The sequence below is a fragment of the Vibrio sp. MA40-2 genome (assembly GCF_047302445.1).
GTDB lineage: Bacteria > Pseudomonadota > Gammaproteobacteria > Enterobacterales > Vibrionaceae > Vibrio.
The window spans coordinates 965927-981266 of the sequence record NZ_CP178628.1; the positions used below are offsets into that span (position 1 = coordinate 965927).

The 15340-nt window shown below is 39.2% G+C and carries 15 protein-coding genes; 6 read left to right on the plus strand and 9 right to left on the minus strand.

The genetic code is table 11. The features are described 5' to 3' along the window. Positions 1-419 precede the first annotated feature (419 nt). Positions 420-1943: a YifB family Mg chelatase-like AAA ATPase gene (locus tag ACLKML_RS12060; RefSeq protein ID WP_413285522.1), complete on the plus strand. Its 1524-nt coding sequence runs from the start codon at positions 420-422 to the stop codon at positions 1941-1943. A gap of 48 nt (positions 1944-1991) precedes the next feature. Here ACLKML_RS12060 and ACLKML_RS12065 read toward each other — a convergent pair whose 3' ends face one another. The 4 genes from ACLKML_RS12065 to ACLKML_RS12080 all read right to left on the minus strand — a co-directional run bounded on the left by ACLKML_RS12065 (position 1992) and on the right by ACLKML_RS12080 (position 5227). Then, positions 1992-2996, minus strand: a complete 1005-nt coding sequence (locus ACLKML_RS12065) for a serine/threonine protein kinase (RefSeq protein ID WP_413285523.1) — start codon at positions 2994-2996, stop codon at positions 1992-1994. 87 nt (positions 2997-3083) lie between these two features. Then, the gene (ccoG, locus tag ACLKML_RS12070) at positions 3084-4502 is read right to left on the minus strand and encodes a cytochrome c oxidase accessory protein CcoG (RefSeq protein ID WP_317718150.1); all 1419 of its coding nucleotides are present in this window, start codon (positions 4500-4502) and stop codon (positions 3084-3086) included. 198 nt (positions 4503-4700) lie between these two features. Further along, positions 4701-4967 carry a YihD family protein gene (locus ACLKML_RS12075; RefSeq protein WP_413285524.1) on the minus strand — a complete coding sequence of 89 codons (267 nt, stop codon included), beginning with the start codon at positions 4965-4967 and terminating at the stop codon, positions 4701-4703. Positions 4968-5080: 113 nt separating this feature from the next. After that, a complete protein-coding gene (locus ACLKML_RS12080) occupies positions 5081-5227 on the minus strand; it encodes a hypothetical protein (protein WP_413285525.1) in 147 nt (48 codons plus the stop codon). Between the two features lie 295 nt (positions 5228-5522). Between ACLKML_RS12080 and ACLKML_RS12085 the strand changes: the two genes are divergently transcribed. Both ACLKML_RS12085 and trhA read left to right on the plus strand, forming a co-directional pair. Next, positions 5523-6326: a sporulation protein gene (locus tag ACLKML_RS12085; RefSeq protein ID WP_413285526.1), complete on the plus strand. Its 804-nt coding sequence runs from the start codon at positions 5523-5525 to the stop codon at positions 6324-6326. A 104-nt stretch (positions 6327-6430) separates the two neighbouring features. Then, positions 6431-7084 (plus strand): PAQR family membrane homeostasis protein TrhA, encoded by a 654-nt coding sequence (gene trhA / locus ACLKML_RS12090; RefSeq protein ID WP_413285527.1) that lies wholly within the window; start codon positions 6431-6433, stop codon positions 7082-7084. 68 nt (positions 7085-7152) lie between these two features. Here trhA and ACLKML_RS12095 read toward each other — a convergent pair whose 3' ends face one another. The 5 genes from ACLKML_RS12095 to def form a co-directional block, all read right to left on the minus strand. Next, positions 7153-8598, minus strand: a complete 1446-nt coding sequence (locus ACLKML_RS12095) for a TrkH family potassium uptake protein (RefSeq protein WP_413285528.1) — start codon at positions 8596-8598, stop codon at positions 7153-7155. A gap of 13 nt (positions 8599-8611) precedes the next feature. Further along, positions 8612-9988 carry a Trk system potassium transporter TrkA gene (gene trkA, locus ACLKML_RS12100; RefSeq protein WP_413285529.1) on the minus strand — a complete coding sequence of 459 codons (1377 nt, stop codon included), beginning with the start codon at positions 9986-9988 and terminating at the stop codon, positions 8612-8614. A 73-nt stretch (positions 9989-10061) separates the two neighbouring features. After that, positions 10062-11342 carry a 16S rRNA (cytosine(967)-C(5))-methyltransferase RsmB gene (rsmB, locus tag ACLKML_RS12105; protein WP_413285530.1) on the minus strand — a complete coding sequence of 427 codons (1281 nt, stop codon included), beginning with the start codon at positions 11340-11342 and terminating at the stop codon, positions 10062-10064. 100 nt (positions 11343-11442) lie between these two features. Further along, positions 11443-12390: a methionyl-tRNA formyltransferase gene (gene fmt / locus ACLKML_RS12110; RefSeq protein WP_413285531.1), complete on the minus strand. Its 948-nt coding sequence runs from the start codon at positions 12388-12390 to the stop codon at positions 11443-11445. A gap of 10 nt (positions 12391-12400) precedes the next feature. After that, a complete protein-coding gene (gene def / locus ACLKML_RS12115) occupies positions 12401-12916 on the minus strand; it encodes a peptide deformylase (RefSeq protein WP_317718159.1) in 516 nt (171 codons plus the stop codon). Between the two features lie 225 nt (positions 12917-13141). Between def and dprA the strand changes: the two genes are divergently transcribed. The 3 genes from dprA to ACLKML_RS12130 are packed head-to-tail and all read left to right on the plus strand — an operon-like array spanning position 13142 to position 15327. Further along, complete coding sequence (gene dprA / locus ACLKML_RS12120; protein ID WP_413285532.1) at positions 13142-14248, plus strand: DNA-processing protein DprA; 1107 nt, start codon at positions 13142-13144, stop codon at positions 14246-14248. A gap of 2 nt (positions 14249-14250) precedes the next feature. Next, positions 14251-14724, plus strand: coding sequence for a DUF494 family protein (locus ACLKML_RS12125; protein ID WP_317718161.1), 474 nt, complete (start codon positions 14251-14253; stop codon positions 14722-14724). Positions 14725-14745: 21 nt separating this feature from the next. Next, on the plus strand, positions 14746-15327 hold the full coding sequence (locus tag ACLKML_RS12130) for a type I DNA topoisomerase (protein WP_413285533.1): 582 nt from the start codon (positions 14746-14748) through the stop codon (positions 15325-15327). Positions 15328-15340 lie beyond the last annotated feature (13 nt).

Genomic DNA, 15340 nt, shown 5'->3' on the forward strand with positions numbered 1-15340 from the left:
CCCCTTGATTCTTTGCTGTTTAATTCCTGCAAAATTAGCTCTGCACATATTGTGTTCCTATACTTCTCGTCTTGCTTTTAATAGCAAAAATTATGGTATTTAATTGTAAAAAGCCCCCGAACTTTTCAGTGCGGGGGCTTTTTAAATGCTGTTGTTATTTTCTTCCGCTTGCCCGCCCCCGCGTGGTGTCAATAATGACCACGATAATCAGGATAATGAGCGTATTTAGGCGAGCGATTAATTTCATTTACTGTCTATTTTTTTAGCGAATAGGTTTGCATTCCTAGTGGTAACATAAATAGTTGTTAACTGACAAGGAAAAACTCAGTCTTTTTCCATATTTATTCCATTTCTATACAGGTTATACAAAGGGAGTTACGTAACATGTATTTGAATTTTAATTAATTATAAGGAAAAGTATGGTTTTAGCTGTCATTCATAGTCGTGCAAGCGTTGGAGTTGAAGCGCCGTCGGTTACGGTTGAGGTTCATATCAGTAATGGTATGCCGGGCTTTACCTTGGTTGGTTTACCTGAGACTACGGTGAAAGAATCGAGAGATAGAGTAAGAAGTGCCATTATTAACTCAAATTTTGAATACCCCAGCAAAAAAATAACAGTAAATCTTGCGCCAGCTGATTTACCTAAAGAGGGAGGACGGTTTGATTTACCCATTGCGTTAGGTGTTTTAGCTGCGGCAGAACTAATAGAGGTGGATAAGCTTGAAAATTATGAATTTATTGGTGAATTAGCACTCTCTGGTGACTTGAGAGCGGTAAAAGGTGTACTGCCTGCGGCCTTAGCCGCCCTAAAAGCACGTCGTTGTTTGGTTGTTCCTGATGAAAATGGAGATCAGGCGGCACTGGTAGGAGAAAACGTACATAAATCGGCTTCAAGTTTGTTAGAAGTCTGCTCTGCTCTATGTGGTCAAAAAAGTTTACTATTAAATCAACTAGAAACCCCTAATCCTAGTAAGAAATCCCAGCAAGATTTACAAGATATTATAGGACAGAAGCAAGGAAAGCGTGCATTAGAAATCGCGGCTGCTGGAGGGCATAATCTGTTATTTCTTGGGCCTCCTGGAACTGGAAAAACTATGCTAGCTTCAAGATTGTGTGATTTACTGCCAGAAATGAGTGATGATGAGGCACTTCAAACCGCTTCTGTCGCTTCATTGACTGAACAAGAAATTAATAAATTCAATTGGAAGAAAAGACCTTTTCGTGCGCCTCATCATTCTGCTTCTATGGCGGCTTTGGTTGGTGGTGGGTCTACTCCTCGTCCGGGAGAAATATCGCTTGCTCATAATGGATTACTCTTTCTTGATGAAATGCCAGAATTTGAGAGAAAAGTACTCGATTCAATGAGAGAGCCACTTGAATCCGGAGAGATTATTATTTCAAGAGCAGCAGGAAAAACAAAATTCCCCGCCAGGTTTCAATTGATAGGAGCATTAAATCCAAGTCCCTCTGGTTACTACGATAGCGATACATCCAGAGTGAACCCACAAGTGGTTTTACGGTATTTAAGTCGGCTATCAGGGCCGCTTTTAGATCGGTTTGATATGTCTTTAGAGATCCCATTGTTACCTAAAGGAACGCTTGCAGAAGGTGGTGATAGAGGTGAAAGTACTGAGGTGGTTAAAGGTCGTGTTCAACAAGCCAGACAGAGAATGTTAATGCGTTCGGGAAAAATAAATGCGCTTTTAAGTAATAGAGATATTGAGAAATACTGTGTATTGACCAAACAAGATGCAGAATTTTTGGAGAATGCGTTACACCGATTAGGTTTATCTATTCGTGCATATCACCGAATCATAAAAGTGGCTCGTACTATTGCAGATTTAGATGAGCAGGAACTAATAGAGCGGAAAAATTTAGCAGAAGCATTAGGCTATCGTTATATGGATAGGTTACTCAAACAGTTAAACCATCAAGTGGTTTAACTTCTTATATTGACCATTTAGCGGAGTGGGTACTCCGCTGTTATGGGATTACCATTGGGGTGATAATGATAACGGCGGTTCCTGTAATACTGAAATTTGCTCTTTGAAGCCTAATACTTGATTTTCCCAATATTTAGGGTCGCCAAACCAAGGAAATGCTAATGGAAATGCGGGATCTTGCCATCGTTTGGCTAACCAAGCCATATAGTGCACCATTCGCAACCCTCGTAAAGGTTCAATGAGCTTTAACTCTGATGGGTTAAAATCGCAAAACTCTTCATAACCTTCTAATAAGATGTCTAGTTGCACCAGTTTTTCTTGTCGATCACCATTTAATAGCATCCATAAATCTTGAATGGCTGGGCCATTTCTCGCATCGTCTAAATCGACAAACATTGGGCCATCTCGCCATAAAATATTACCTGGATGGCAATCTCCATGTAGACGAATTGGATTGAAATCGTTGTTCCAATTGTCTTCGATCCGATTGATCAGCATGTCGAGATCGCTAAAAAAGCTGCGTTCTAAATGTGATGGTATAAAGCTTGACGATTGTAATAACTTACGTGGTTGGTAAAGGTATTCATCGAGGCTAAGAGTAGGTCGATGTTGGAAAGTGTTTTTTCGACCAATATTATGTATTCGCCCCATAAAGCGTCCCACCCATTCTAGATGATTTTCGTTATCAACTTCGAATTGTCTACCGCCAACACTTTCAAATAACGTAAAGAAATAACCTTGGTATTCATGAAGAGTACGACCATTGATAATACAAGGTGGAGCAACAGGAATCTCTTGTTCGAGTAACTCAAGGGTAAAATCATGTTCTTCTTGGATCTGTTCGGTTGTCCATCGTTGTGGGCGATAAAACTTAACCACATAACGTTGTTTTTCTTCATCTACAAATTGGTAAACACGATTTTCGTAGCTATTGAGCGCAAGTAACCCTGACTCAGCTTTGATGCCAATACTTTCTATTGCGTACCACATAAAATCGGGTGTTAAAGCATCAAAATTAAAGGCAGTATTATTTAATGTGTCTATTTTAATCATAAATGGATCCGTAAATAAAAAGGGCTCTTAGAGCCCTTTTTTTATTTTGTTGCTAGGTGAAGTATGACTAAGTTAAGTATTGCTAGATTAAAGTTTCTTTATAAACCGGCTCTCAACTTCGACAGTAAATTGGTTACTATCGGTGAGTATAAACTGAATTGTGGAAACAGGAGAGTTTAAATTCTCATCTGCTACTCCTAAGCTTATTGGTAAATTGACCACTTCACCAGGTTCTGCTTGGATAGTGTGGCTTCCATACCAAGTCACCTCATTTAACCCAGATACATCGAGAGTATAGGTTTGTGTTTGTTGAGTTTTATTAATTACTTTTAAGTTATAGGTATTTTCGACATACCCTGCCGAGTTGACTTTATAGAGTTGGTTTCTATCCCGTAATACGCTCATTCCTACTGGCTCTACATTGACTACTTGAACAACAAATAGTATGACCATTAGTAGCATAATTCCGCCGTACCCAATCAGCTTTGGTCGCATAACTTTAGTCTGTTTTCCGGATAGTTTGTGCTCAGTGGTATAACTTATTAAGTTTTTTTCATAGCCCATACGATCCATGGTTTTATTACAAGCATCAATACAAGCACCACAGTTTATACATTCGTATTGAAGTCCATCACGTATATCAATACCAGTAGGACAAACCTGAACACATAAGTCGCAATCAATACAATCGCCTAGGCCTAATTTTTTATGGTCTGCTTTACGAGAGCGTGGGCCTCTCGCTTCGCCTCGCTGTTGGTTATAACCAACAATAAATGTGTCGCTATCAAACATAGCAGACTGAAAGCGGGCATAAGGGCACATATGAAGGCAAACAATAGAGCGCATCCAAGCTGCATTTGCATAGGTACATACGGCAAAAAATATAACCCAAAAGCTGGCCCAAAAGGTCGCTTCAAAAGTTAAAAAATCGGTCACTAGGTCTTTTATTGGCGAGAAATATCCGACAAAAGTAAAGCCCGTAACCAATGCAATGACTAACCAAGCAATATGCTTGATGGTTTTCCTTAATAGAAGATTTGGCGTCATTTTACCACTATCTTGTTTACGCCTTTTGTTTGCTGACCCTTCAAGTTTTTCTTCGAACCAGATATACATGAAAGTCCAAACTGTTTGTGGACATAAATAACCACACCAGACTCGACCTAAAAAGGTTGTAATAAAAAAAAGTCCGAAAGCAGCAATCATAAATAAAAGCGCTAACAAGGTTAAGTCTTGGGGGTATAAGGTAGTACCGAAAAAATTAAATTGCTGGTGGCCAATATCCAGTAATATGGCTTGTCTTTCTCCATAAGGGATCCAAGGTATTAAGCCAAATAAAAGTAACAAAAACCATGCACCATATCGCCTGAGTTTCTGGAAGGCTCCTTTACTTTCTCTAACATAAATTCCATCGCTAGGGTTAAACCTATCTTTTTTTCCTTTGTGTGTTTTAGGGTTAAATGTTTTGGGAGTCACATCTTTTATATCTATTTTATCTTGACTCATGAATGGTCCTTTTAGGCTTTATTAAAGCGCTATTTAGCTTATTTGACATTACTTTTTATACTTAGAAGATTTATTAGATTATGATTATATACTTGTTAACAGTCTTGTTTCTTTATTGATGTCTATTTTTAACAAAAATTTCCGGCGTAGTATAAAAGCAACACTAGCGAGTGTCGCTTTTTATTGGATATTATGGTCTTATTTAATGATACCGCGTGCTTTTAATATGGCGGTTTTGAAATCATCTTCTTGGTCTTTTGCTAGTCCTGGGATCATTTCATCCTTGGTACTATTTCTCATTTTTAGATGGTAGATAAGAACATCGTCTGTCAAATCTTCAAGGTTTCCCTCGTATCCAGCTTCTTTACATAATTTAAGTATGAAAGGAATCAAGTTGGTTTCAGGGTCTTTTTGCCATTCAGGGTGAAGTAATTCAATTACTTCATTAACTCGGTGACACTTCATTATTTCTCCACAATTTTTAGGCGGTTTATTGCCTACGTTACCAAATAGCGCGCAAAGAAAAAAGCGCAGAGTTTTAGGCTACGCTTTTTTAATTATGCTGCTTTAATAACAAATTATTTACTTTGCTTAGTGGTTACGTTTTTTTCTACCAATGTCTTTGCAGGCTTTGGTGATTTTGCAACGGGAGCAGAAACAATTCCGCAGCGACGTAAAGACACGCTTCTAGTGGTGCGTGAAAACCTGACAGATGTTGGTCGCATCAAAATACCTACCAGTCAGGCAACTCCTTTGCCAATTTAATGGCCTGATTATTTATGAGATAAATCTCTTTGGTATAAGCCGTTCCGAAAAATAATCAGGAAAATTGATATGCGTACATATCAATATAAATAATACCACTTAGGTAGCTTGTTATCGAGATATGGCTCAAGAATGTATATTTTTACAATAAATAATCATACGTAGTGAAGTTAAGTTACTTTTTACTATTTAGTGGTTCGTTTTTTTGTTTTACAGTAGATATTATCAATGCGTCATACCCTTAAGGAGCAAGTTATGTCATTTCTGAAAAAAACTTTAGCGAGTTTTGGTATCGGTTCAGCGAGGGTTGATTCAACTTTGCAGCAAGAATTTATACTACCAGGTGAAAAGGTTAGCATTTTAATTGAGGTGTATGGAGGCGCTACAGCGCAGGATATTGATAATATAGATTTGAAAATATTTTGTCGCTATGTGGAGGAAGTTCCAATAGATAATGATAAAAATAGTCATAACTCTCATGCAAGGAGAACCAGACGCGCTCCCCGTAATTATGTCCTCGCTCGTTGGCAATTGCCTTATGCTTTTACTATTGAAGCGGGTCAACATCGAACATTTGATGCTCAGCTAGACGTTCCAATGAATACGCCTGTTACTATAGGTGACACCAAAGTTTGGCTCGAGACTGGATTAGATATTTCGACTGCCAAAGATCCAACTGATAAGGATATGTTGACTGTAAGGCCAACGCCTATTTTGGATGGGATTTTTTCTGCTTTAGAAGAAGAAGGTTTACGGATAAGACAAGTTGAGTGCGAAGCAACCAAGGGTTTTACCTTGCCTTTTGTGCAAGAATTCGAATTTGTGCCAACTACAGGGCCATTTCATGGGCGTTGGAGAGAGCTAGAGATCGTTGCGTATCAGCATGAAGCAGAACTAGAGCTTTGGTTTGAAATAGATAGGCAGAAAAAGGGAGTAGGAGGAATGTTGTCAAACTTACTTGGTACAGGGAAATTGAAAAGAAATTTGCGCATTCCGCAAAATACCAAAGCTGAGGATGCCGGTAAAATGGTTGTGGATTATTTACAAGAAACCACTTGATCAAGGCTTTTATGTTGCTCTTATTTCAGCTTACACTTGTAAGCTAAACCTGTCATACTGAGTATATAGTTTCGTTTCAGGTTTGTTCTTTTCAGGAAAATCGAATGTCTAGCAATAGTGAGTGTGAATACAGCCGTAATGAAGAAATAGCCAACAGCCTTTCGCATTTATTAGGTGTTATGTTTGGTTTGGTGGCTTTTGTACTGTTGCTTGATAAGGCGTTTGAAAACAATGCAGATGCGCTAACAATAGCGAGTATGGTTGTTTATAGCTTTAGCATTATAGTGTTGTTTCTGGCGTCAACACTTTATCACTCAATACCTAACCCGAAGATAAAACGTACTTTAAAATTAATTGATCATTGTGCTATTTATCTATTGATTGCAGGTAGCTATACCCCTTTTTTGTTGGTTGGCTTAAGAACACCATTATCTGTTGGCTTAATGGCGGTTATTTGGTTACTTGCGGTGTGTGGGGTACTGTTCAAAATCGTTTTTATCTCTAGGTTTGAAAAGTTATCACTGGCGACTTATCTTACAATGGGTTGGTTGTCTTTAGTTGTCATTTATCAATTGGTTGTCACGATACCATTAGGTGGAGTGGTTCTTTTAGTTGTTGGAGGAGTGATTTACTCTCTGGGTGTTATTTTTTATATGCTAGATAGGATGCCATTCAATCATGCAATTTGGCATGGATTTGTTCTTGCTGGATGCATGAGTCATTTTTTAGCAATTTACTATTATGTCGAACCTATTTAGCCGAAGTTAACCTAATTTAGTCAAATGCTGATACTAATTTTAGTTCTTTTTGTTCAATAGGTTGAAATTTATGTGCGCCAAAAAGCAGGAAAAAATAGTACAAGAATAGTGAGTATTTCCAAACGACCCATCAACATCCCCAAGCTTAATATCCATTTGGCCACGTCAGGTAATGTTGAAAAGTTACCTGTTGGTCCAATAACCGTACCCATTCCAGGCCCAACATTCGCAACAGCAGTAATGGAGCCTGAAATACTAGTGGTTGGGTCTAAGCCAATCGCTGATAGACAGCCGGCTATTATTATTATCGTCGCAAAAAAGGTAATGCCAAACGCAACCATTGAACGAACAATGTCATCATTTACCGGGCGTTTGTTGTAGCGTTGTACAAAAACACCAGAAGGGTGGATCAATTTCATCATTTGCTTATTAAACAAACTCATGGCTATTTGAAAACGGAATATTTTGATTCCGCCAGATGTTGAACCAGAGCATGCTCCTACCAACATAAGAAAGGCAAAAAGTACGGTTGGTAATGCGCCCCATGCGGTGAAATCTTCTAATCCGAAACCAGTGGTGGTGACTATCGATACAATATTGAACATTGAGACTCTAATCGCATCTGAAAAATGATAGTTGTTATGAATGATCAACCAACTCGCAACAATCATACTTGTAACAATAAATAGTAACGTAAAACCTCTTACTTGTGCATCGAGGTAAATAGATGTCAGAGTTTTATTTCTTACAGCGCTTACAAAAAGCAAAAATGGTAAACCACCTAAAAACATAAATAATGTTCCAACCCAGTGAGCGCCATTTGAAAAATGATTCATCGAGCTGTCAGACGTCGAGTAACCGCCGGTTGATAGCGTAGTAAAGCTATGGTTTATTGCATCAAAAACCCCCATTCCAGTTATCAAGTAGCCAATAACACAGGCAGAGGTTAACGCTAAGTAAACGGAAACAATATTTTTTGCGACAGTTTTCGCTCGCGGATCGCTTTTATCTGACCAGTCTGAGGATTCGGTTTGGAATAGCCGCATTCCACCTACATTTAACATTGGTAGAATAGCTACTGCCATGACAATGAAACCAATACCACCTAGCCATTGTAGAGTTGAACGCCACAGTAATATACTGGGAGCCATAGTATCTAAATGGCTTAGAACGGTGGAGCCTGTCGTGGTGATACCTGACATGGTTTCAAAATAAGCGTCAGTAAAGCTGATATGATTTATAAATACAAAAGGCAGAGCGGCGAAAACACTGGATATCATCCAAACCAACGAGGTAATAAGGAACATATCTCTTACCCCGAGTCTAAATTGTTTTGTTTTACCGACAGATAAGCAAAGAAAAGCAGCAAGATGGGTAATAATCACTGCTTTGGCAAATTCAAGAAAACCATCCGTACCGGAAAAAAAAGCCACTAAAGTGGGAATATACATAAATAAAGCGAGTTTAGATAAGACTAACCCTATAACAAATGTAATCGGCCGAAAGTTAACCATGACTGATACTGTCCTACAAAAAGAAAGGACTTGGTTGGAATAGTAATTCTACGTCAGGTACGTACTTTTTATCTACAAGGAACATCACCACGTGATCATCTTGCTCTATAACGGTTTTATCGTGAGCTATCATGACCTGTTCTCCGCGAACGATTGCACCTATTGTTGTTCCTGGTGGTAATTTTAATTCACCAATTGGTCTTCCGACAACTTTAGAGGTGGTTTCATCCCCATGAGCTATAGCTTCAATTGCTTCTGCTGCGCCACGTCGTAACGATGATACATTTACAATATCAGCACGTCTAACATGTGTTAATAGAGCCGATATTGTTGCTTGTTGCGGCGATATAGCAACATCAATGACGCCACCTTGCACCAAATCTACGTAAGCACCTCGTTGTATTAGCACCATCACTTTTTTGGCCCCCATACGTTTTGCAAGCATGGCCGACATTATGTTGGTTTCGTCTTCATTGGTAAGGGCGATAAAGGCATCAACTTGATCGATACTCTCTTCTATAAGTAGCTCTTGGTCCGCTGCATCGCCACAAAATACAATGGTTTTTTCTAGTTCTTCAGAGAGTTTTTCTGCACGAGTAAAGCTGCGCTCGATAAGTTTTACACTGTAGTCTTGTTCTAGGCGTTTGGCTAATGATGATCCTATATTACCACCACCGACTATCATGATTCGACGGTAAGGTTTTTCAAGTCTCTGTAATTCACTCATGATTGAGCGAATATGGAAGCTATCTGCAACAAAAAACACTTCATCATCGGCTTCAATAATGGTTGTTCCTTGAGGACGTATTGCTCTTCCTTGCCTAAAAATTGCAGCCACGCGAGTATCTATATGTGGCATATGATCACGTAATGTCGAAAGAGCATTGCCGACTAACGGGCCACCATAATAGGCTTTTACTGCTACTAAGCTGACTCTTTTATCAGCAAAACTAACAACTTGAAGCGCTCCGGGGTATTGAATTAGTCGCTCTATATAACTGGTCACTAACTCTTCAGGAGCAATGAGGTGATCTACTGGAACTGCCCCAGAATGAAACAATGCTTCTTTTTCTTGTAAATATTCATGAGAACGGATTCGAGCGATACGATTTGGTGTATTGAAGATAGTAAAAGCTATTTGGCAAGCGGCCATGTTGGTTTCGTCTGAGTTGGTTACCGCGACTAGCATATCCGCATCTTGTGCACCTGCTTGACGTAAGGTTCCAGGGTGACTTGCATGGCCGTTAACTACTCGTAAATCATACTTATCTTGAAGCTCTCGTAGACGGTCGCTATTTTTGTCTACAATGGTAATATCGTTGTTTTCACCAACCAAGTTTTCAGCAAGTGTGCCTCCAACTTGACCAGCTCCAAGTATAATGATTTTCATAACGTTATGATCTCTTTTAAACCAATGTTTAGTTGTTTAAGCTGATATACGGTCTTGCTCCACCAGAACATCACTAAGCTAGTTTTTTGATGACAGCATAATAAAAACCGTCCATATCTTCTTCACCTGGTAGAATCTGTCTACCAGGATTTACTCGGTCCGAATCAATCAAGTCTGCATCTTTTGTTCTACTTAGAAAGTCGATAACTTGTTGAACATTTTCTTGTGGGGTAATAGAGCAAGTAGCATAGACCATGGTGCCACCAACTTTTAATTGTGACCACATTGCATCAACTATCTCTTTTTGCAGTTCAGCTAGTGCTTCTATGTCGTTGGCTCTGCGTAGCCATTTTATATCGGGGTGACGACGAATAACGCCAGTGGCAGAACAAGGAGCATCAAGCAGTATTCGATCAAATTTTTCGCCCTGCCACCACTGTTCTGGTTTTCTTGCATCGGCACAAATAACTTTTGCTTCGAGTTTAAGACGCTCTAAATTGTCATAAACTCGTTTGAGTCGAAATTCGTCACAATCAATGGCAACAACTTGACTGTTTTTTGTTCTTTCTAATATATGAGCAGTTTTTCCACCAGGAGCTGCACAACAATCTAGAATCAGCTCATTGTCTTGTGGTTTTAAAAAATCCACCGACAATTGTGCTGCCGCATCTTGCACTGAAACCCAACCTTGATCAAATCCGGGCAAGTTGGTTACATCACAAGGCTTATCTAGTTTCAGCGCATTTCTTGCTTCTGAATGTACCGTAGCAGAGATATCTTGTTGTTGTAAAAGAGCTAAATATTCATCACGGCTATAATGTTGTTCGTTTACTCTAAGCCACATTGGCGCTTTATTATTGTTTGCAGAAACAATGGTTTCCCAATTATTTGGATAAGCTTGTTTGAGTAATTTTAGTAGCCAGCTAGGGTGGCCGTATTTACCTGCATCATGACTAATGGCCAGTTGATCTAACTCTTCTTGCTTACGCTGATAATTGCGTAAAACAGCATTAATAAGACCTCTTAAGCTTTGGCCTTTTAGGTTCTTAGCTGCTTCAACCGTTTCACCCACTGCGGCATGGGCTGGAATTCGCATAAAACTTAATTGGTAAATACCCACAAGAATTAAATGATGGAAAACTCGCTTTTTACCTTTTAAAGGGCTATCCATGAGTTTGTTAGCTGTGCTTTCAAGCCTAGGCAAATAACGAAGGCAGCCATAACATATCTCTTGAAGTAAGGCGTGATCTCGCGGCTTGATAGTTTGTTGAGCAGCAGGAAGCGCGGTAGATAAAGATTGCCCTTTGTCTATAACTTGGAAAAGCACTGTGGCTGCGGCAGCACGAACATTCATTAATAAAAACCTAATTTAAGTATGCCGATGTTCATTATAAACTCACATCGATAATGTCTAAAAATAACTAACCCAATTCCTTAGTTAGCATTGTCCATTTCTAATTTAATTGACTGCCAACTTCAAACCAGTTACTGCGAGAATTAAGAACATCTTGCACAGACAACGCTTTTTTACCTGGAATTTGAATCTGTTCTAATACCAAAACAGATTTTCCTGTGGTTACGTATATGCCGGTTTTATCTGCTTTTAGTATCGTCCCTGCTGTTTGGTTGCTTGTTATATTTTCTACTCGGCTGCGCCAAACTTTGATGTTGTTATCAGCAATCGAAAAATAACTCATTGGCCAAGGATTAAAGGCACGAATACAACGTTCGATGAATTCAGCGTCTTGAGACCAATCAATTTTAGCCTCTTCTTTGGATAATTTTTTTGCATAGTTGGCTAAGGCATCATCTTGTTTTTCAGGTGACACCTGAGAGTTTGCTATGTCAGATAAGCATTCAATTAATGCTGTTGGACCAAGTTGCGCTAACTTATCGTACATAGAAGCACTTGTGTCATCTGCCACTATAGGTAGCTTAGCTATTTTGAGCATGTCACCAGTATCTAGTCCAAGGTCCATTTGCATGATGGTTACGCCAGTTTCGGCATCGCCCGCCCATATGGAACGTTGAATAGGAGCCGCTCCGCGCCAACGAGGAAGTATTGAACCATGAACATTGATGCAACCAAGTTTTGGTGTGTCTAATACTACTTGGGGAAGCAGTAGTCCATAGGCGACAACGACCATAATATCCGCGTTCAGCTCTGAAAGTTGTTGCTTTGCTTCGTCTGATTTGAAATTTTCTGGTTGAAAAACGGCGATATTATTTTCTAAAGCAATATTTTTAACTGGGCTTGCTGTTAGTTTTTTACCTCGACCCGCAGGTCGATCTGGTTGTGTGTATACGGCTATAACCTTGTGCTCTGAAGACAACAACGCCGCCAAATGGCGGGCGGCGAAATCGGGTGTGCCAGCAAAGACAATACGTAATGATTGACTCAAAGAAACCTCGTTATTCGTTGTTTTTTTCGTTGAAACGCTTAATTTTTTGCAACTTATCTTTAATTCGCTTGCGCTTTAAAGGTGATAAGTAATCAACAAAAAGCTTACCTTCTAAATGGTCGAGTTCATGCTGGACGCAGATCGCTAGTAGGTCATCCGCGTCAAAGGTAAATTCTTCACCATCACGATTTAAGGCTTTGACGGATACTTCAGATGCTCTTGGTATCAAAGCTCTTGAACCTGGAACGGATAAGCAACCTTCTTCTATACCATCTTCCCCTCGTTTTTCTACTATTTCAGGGTTGATCAACACTAGCGGTTCATCTCTTGTATCTGAAACATCGATTACTACAACTCTTTGGTGAAAATCTACTTGAGTTGCGGCTAGCCCTATACCTTCTTCTTCGTACATGGTTTCAATCATGTCGTCGATGAATTTATTAAGCTCTGGTGTTATTTCTTTTACCGGCTTTGCTACTGTTCGTAGGCGATCATCCGGGAATGTTAAAACTTGTAGTACAGACATATATAACTCGAAAAATTGAACTGTATCGAAACAGCTAAACGTTTAATGGCACAATTCTAGACATTTTATGCTTGGAATGACAGCATCCTTAATTCTAATAATAAAGATGACAAGACATTATCTTATTATTTTACCCTTTTTTGCCTCTTTTAGTATTTTTTTTGCTCTTTTCTACTTTCTATAATGATTTTTTATATGCAAACTTAGCCGAAAGGTGCAGTGTAAATGAATGAAAATAAGCTTTCAGCATGGTTAACATTAAGTTTTACACCTGCCATTGGGAGTAAAAGTTTTAGCAAATTAGTCGCTATAGATTCAGTCGAAAATATTGTTAATTATCCTACCAAAAATTTAGAAATGCTTGGTTTTAATAATTCGCAAATAGATTACATAAAACATAAAGCGAAGAAAGAGATTGAAGCTTGTTTATTTTGGCAACAACAATCCCCTAGCCATAGAATCATTACTTTATTAGACAGCGAATACCCTAGACTTCTTAAACAGATAAATCTTCCGCCACCAGTTTTGTTTGTTAAAGGAAAAATCGATGTTTTATCTGAACCTCAAATAGCCATTGTAGGTAGCAGAAACGCCAGTGTTGATGGACTCAATAATGCTAAATTGTTTGCAGGCGATTTGGCTCGCAAAGGAATAACCGTTACCAGTGGCATGGCTTTAGGTGTAGATGGTCATGCACATGATGGTGCGTTAAAGTCTGGTGGCGAGACGATAGCGGTTTTAGGTTCAGGTTTAAATAATATTTACCCTGCTAAGCATAGGGTGTTATCAGAAAGAATTGTTGAAAGTGGTGTGCTAGTTTCAGAGTTTAGGCCGAATGGTGTGGCGAGGCCGGAAAATTTCCCACGTAGAAATAGGATTATTAGTGGTTTATCGATGGGGGTGTTAGTGGTTGAAGCAACCAAAAAAAGTGGTTCATTAATTACAGCTCGGTATGCAATGGAGCAAGGGCGAGAAGTCTTCGCTTTACCTGGATCGATCCATAATCCATTGGCTAAAGGTGGAAACGCATTAATCAAAGATGGGGCAAATCTTGTCCAGTCCTCTAATGAGATGCTTAAAGAAATAGACGTCTTACTTAATTGGTCGTTAAATAGCCAGAAAGAGCTTTTTGCTGATGAAGTTAGTAATGAGCAATTGCCATTTTCTCTCGTCTTGGCTAACGTAGGAGAGGATGAAGCAATATCAGTTGATATTTTGGCACAGAGAACCCATATTTCTGTACATGAAATTATGATTCAACTTTTGGAGCTTGAACTTCAGGGGCAAGTCGCTGCTGTATCTGGCGGGTATATTCGAACGAGGAGGACCTAACAATGATGGACATTTTGATGTATTTGTTCGAGACCTATATCCATAGTGATGTAGAGTTAATGGTCGACCAAGACGAACTTGAAGATGAACTGTTACGAGCAGGATTTCATCAGGAAGAAATATATAAAGCGTTAGATTGGCTAGAAGATTTAGCCGCACTTCAGCAAACGGATCAGCGCTCAGCTATCGCAAAAGGAGCATCTACTTCAACAAGAATTTATACTACAGAAGAGATGCACCGTTTAGACGTAAAAAACCGAGGTTTTTTACTGTTTCTTGAACAGGTAAATGTACTCACTACCGAAACCCGTGAAATGGTTATTGACAGAGTCATGGGATTAGAAACTCAAGAATTACAACTTGATGATTTAAAATGGATTATCTTGATGGTGTTATTTAACGTACCCGGTAATGAAAATGCTTATACGTTAATGGAAGAATTATTGTATACCGCAGAAACGGGAATATTACATTAACATTCAACATCTAAGGTATGTATGAGTGCAAAGATAAATAATCAGTTGTTTGAAGCACACGAGCAAGCGCTTGAGCATGGTGAGTGCCCATCTTGTTCAAAGACTCATGGCGGTGAATTGATCTTACGCCATGGTAAGCGTGGGCCATTTTTAGGTTGTAGTCGTTACCCTGAATGTGACTACATTAAGCCTTTACATCATAATGATGGACACATAGTCAAATATTTAGGTGTACCTTGTCCTGAATGTGGTGAAGAGTTAGTTCTTCGCCAGGGTAGGTATGGCATGTTTATTGGTTGTCATGGTTATCCTGATTGCCAACATATCGAGTCCCCAACCCATACTACGGAAACTAATCAGGAAAAGTTACAATCAGTCAGTTGTCCTGAATGTACCAAGGGAAAACTTGTCGAAAGACAGTCACGATTTGGTAAAACTTTTTGGGCTTGTGATAATTATCCTAGTTGTAAGTTTGCGATTAACTCAACGCCTGTACAAGGTCAATGTGAACAGTGCCACTTTCCATTGCTGGTTGAAAAAAACAGCAAAAAAGGTAAAAGCATTCAATGTGCTAGTCGTAAGTGCCAACATATACAAAAATAAACGGCGCCTAATG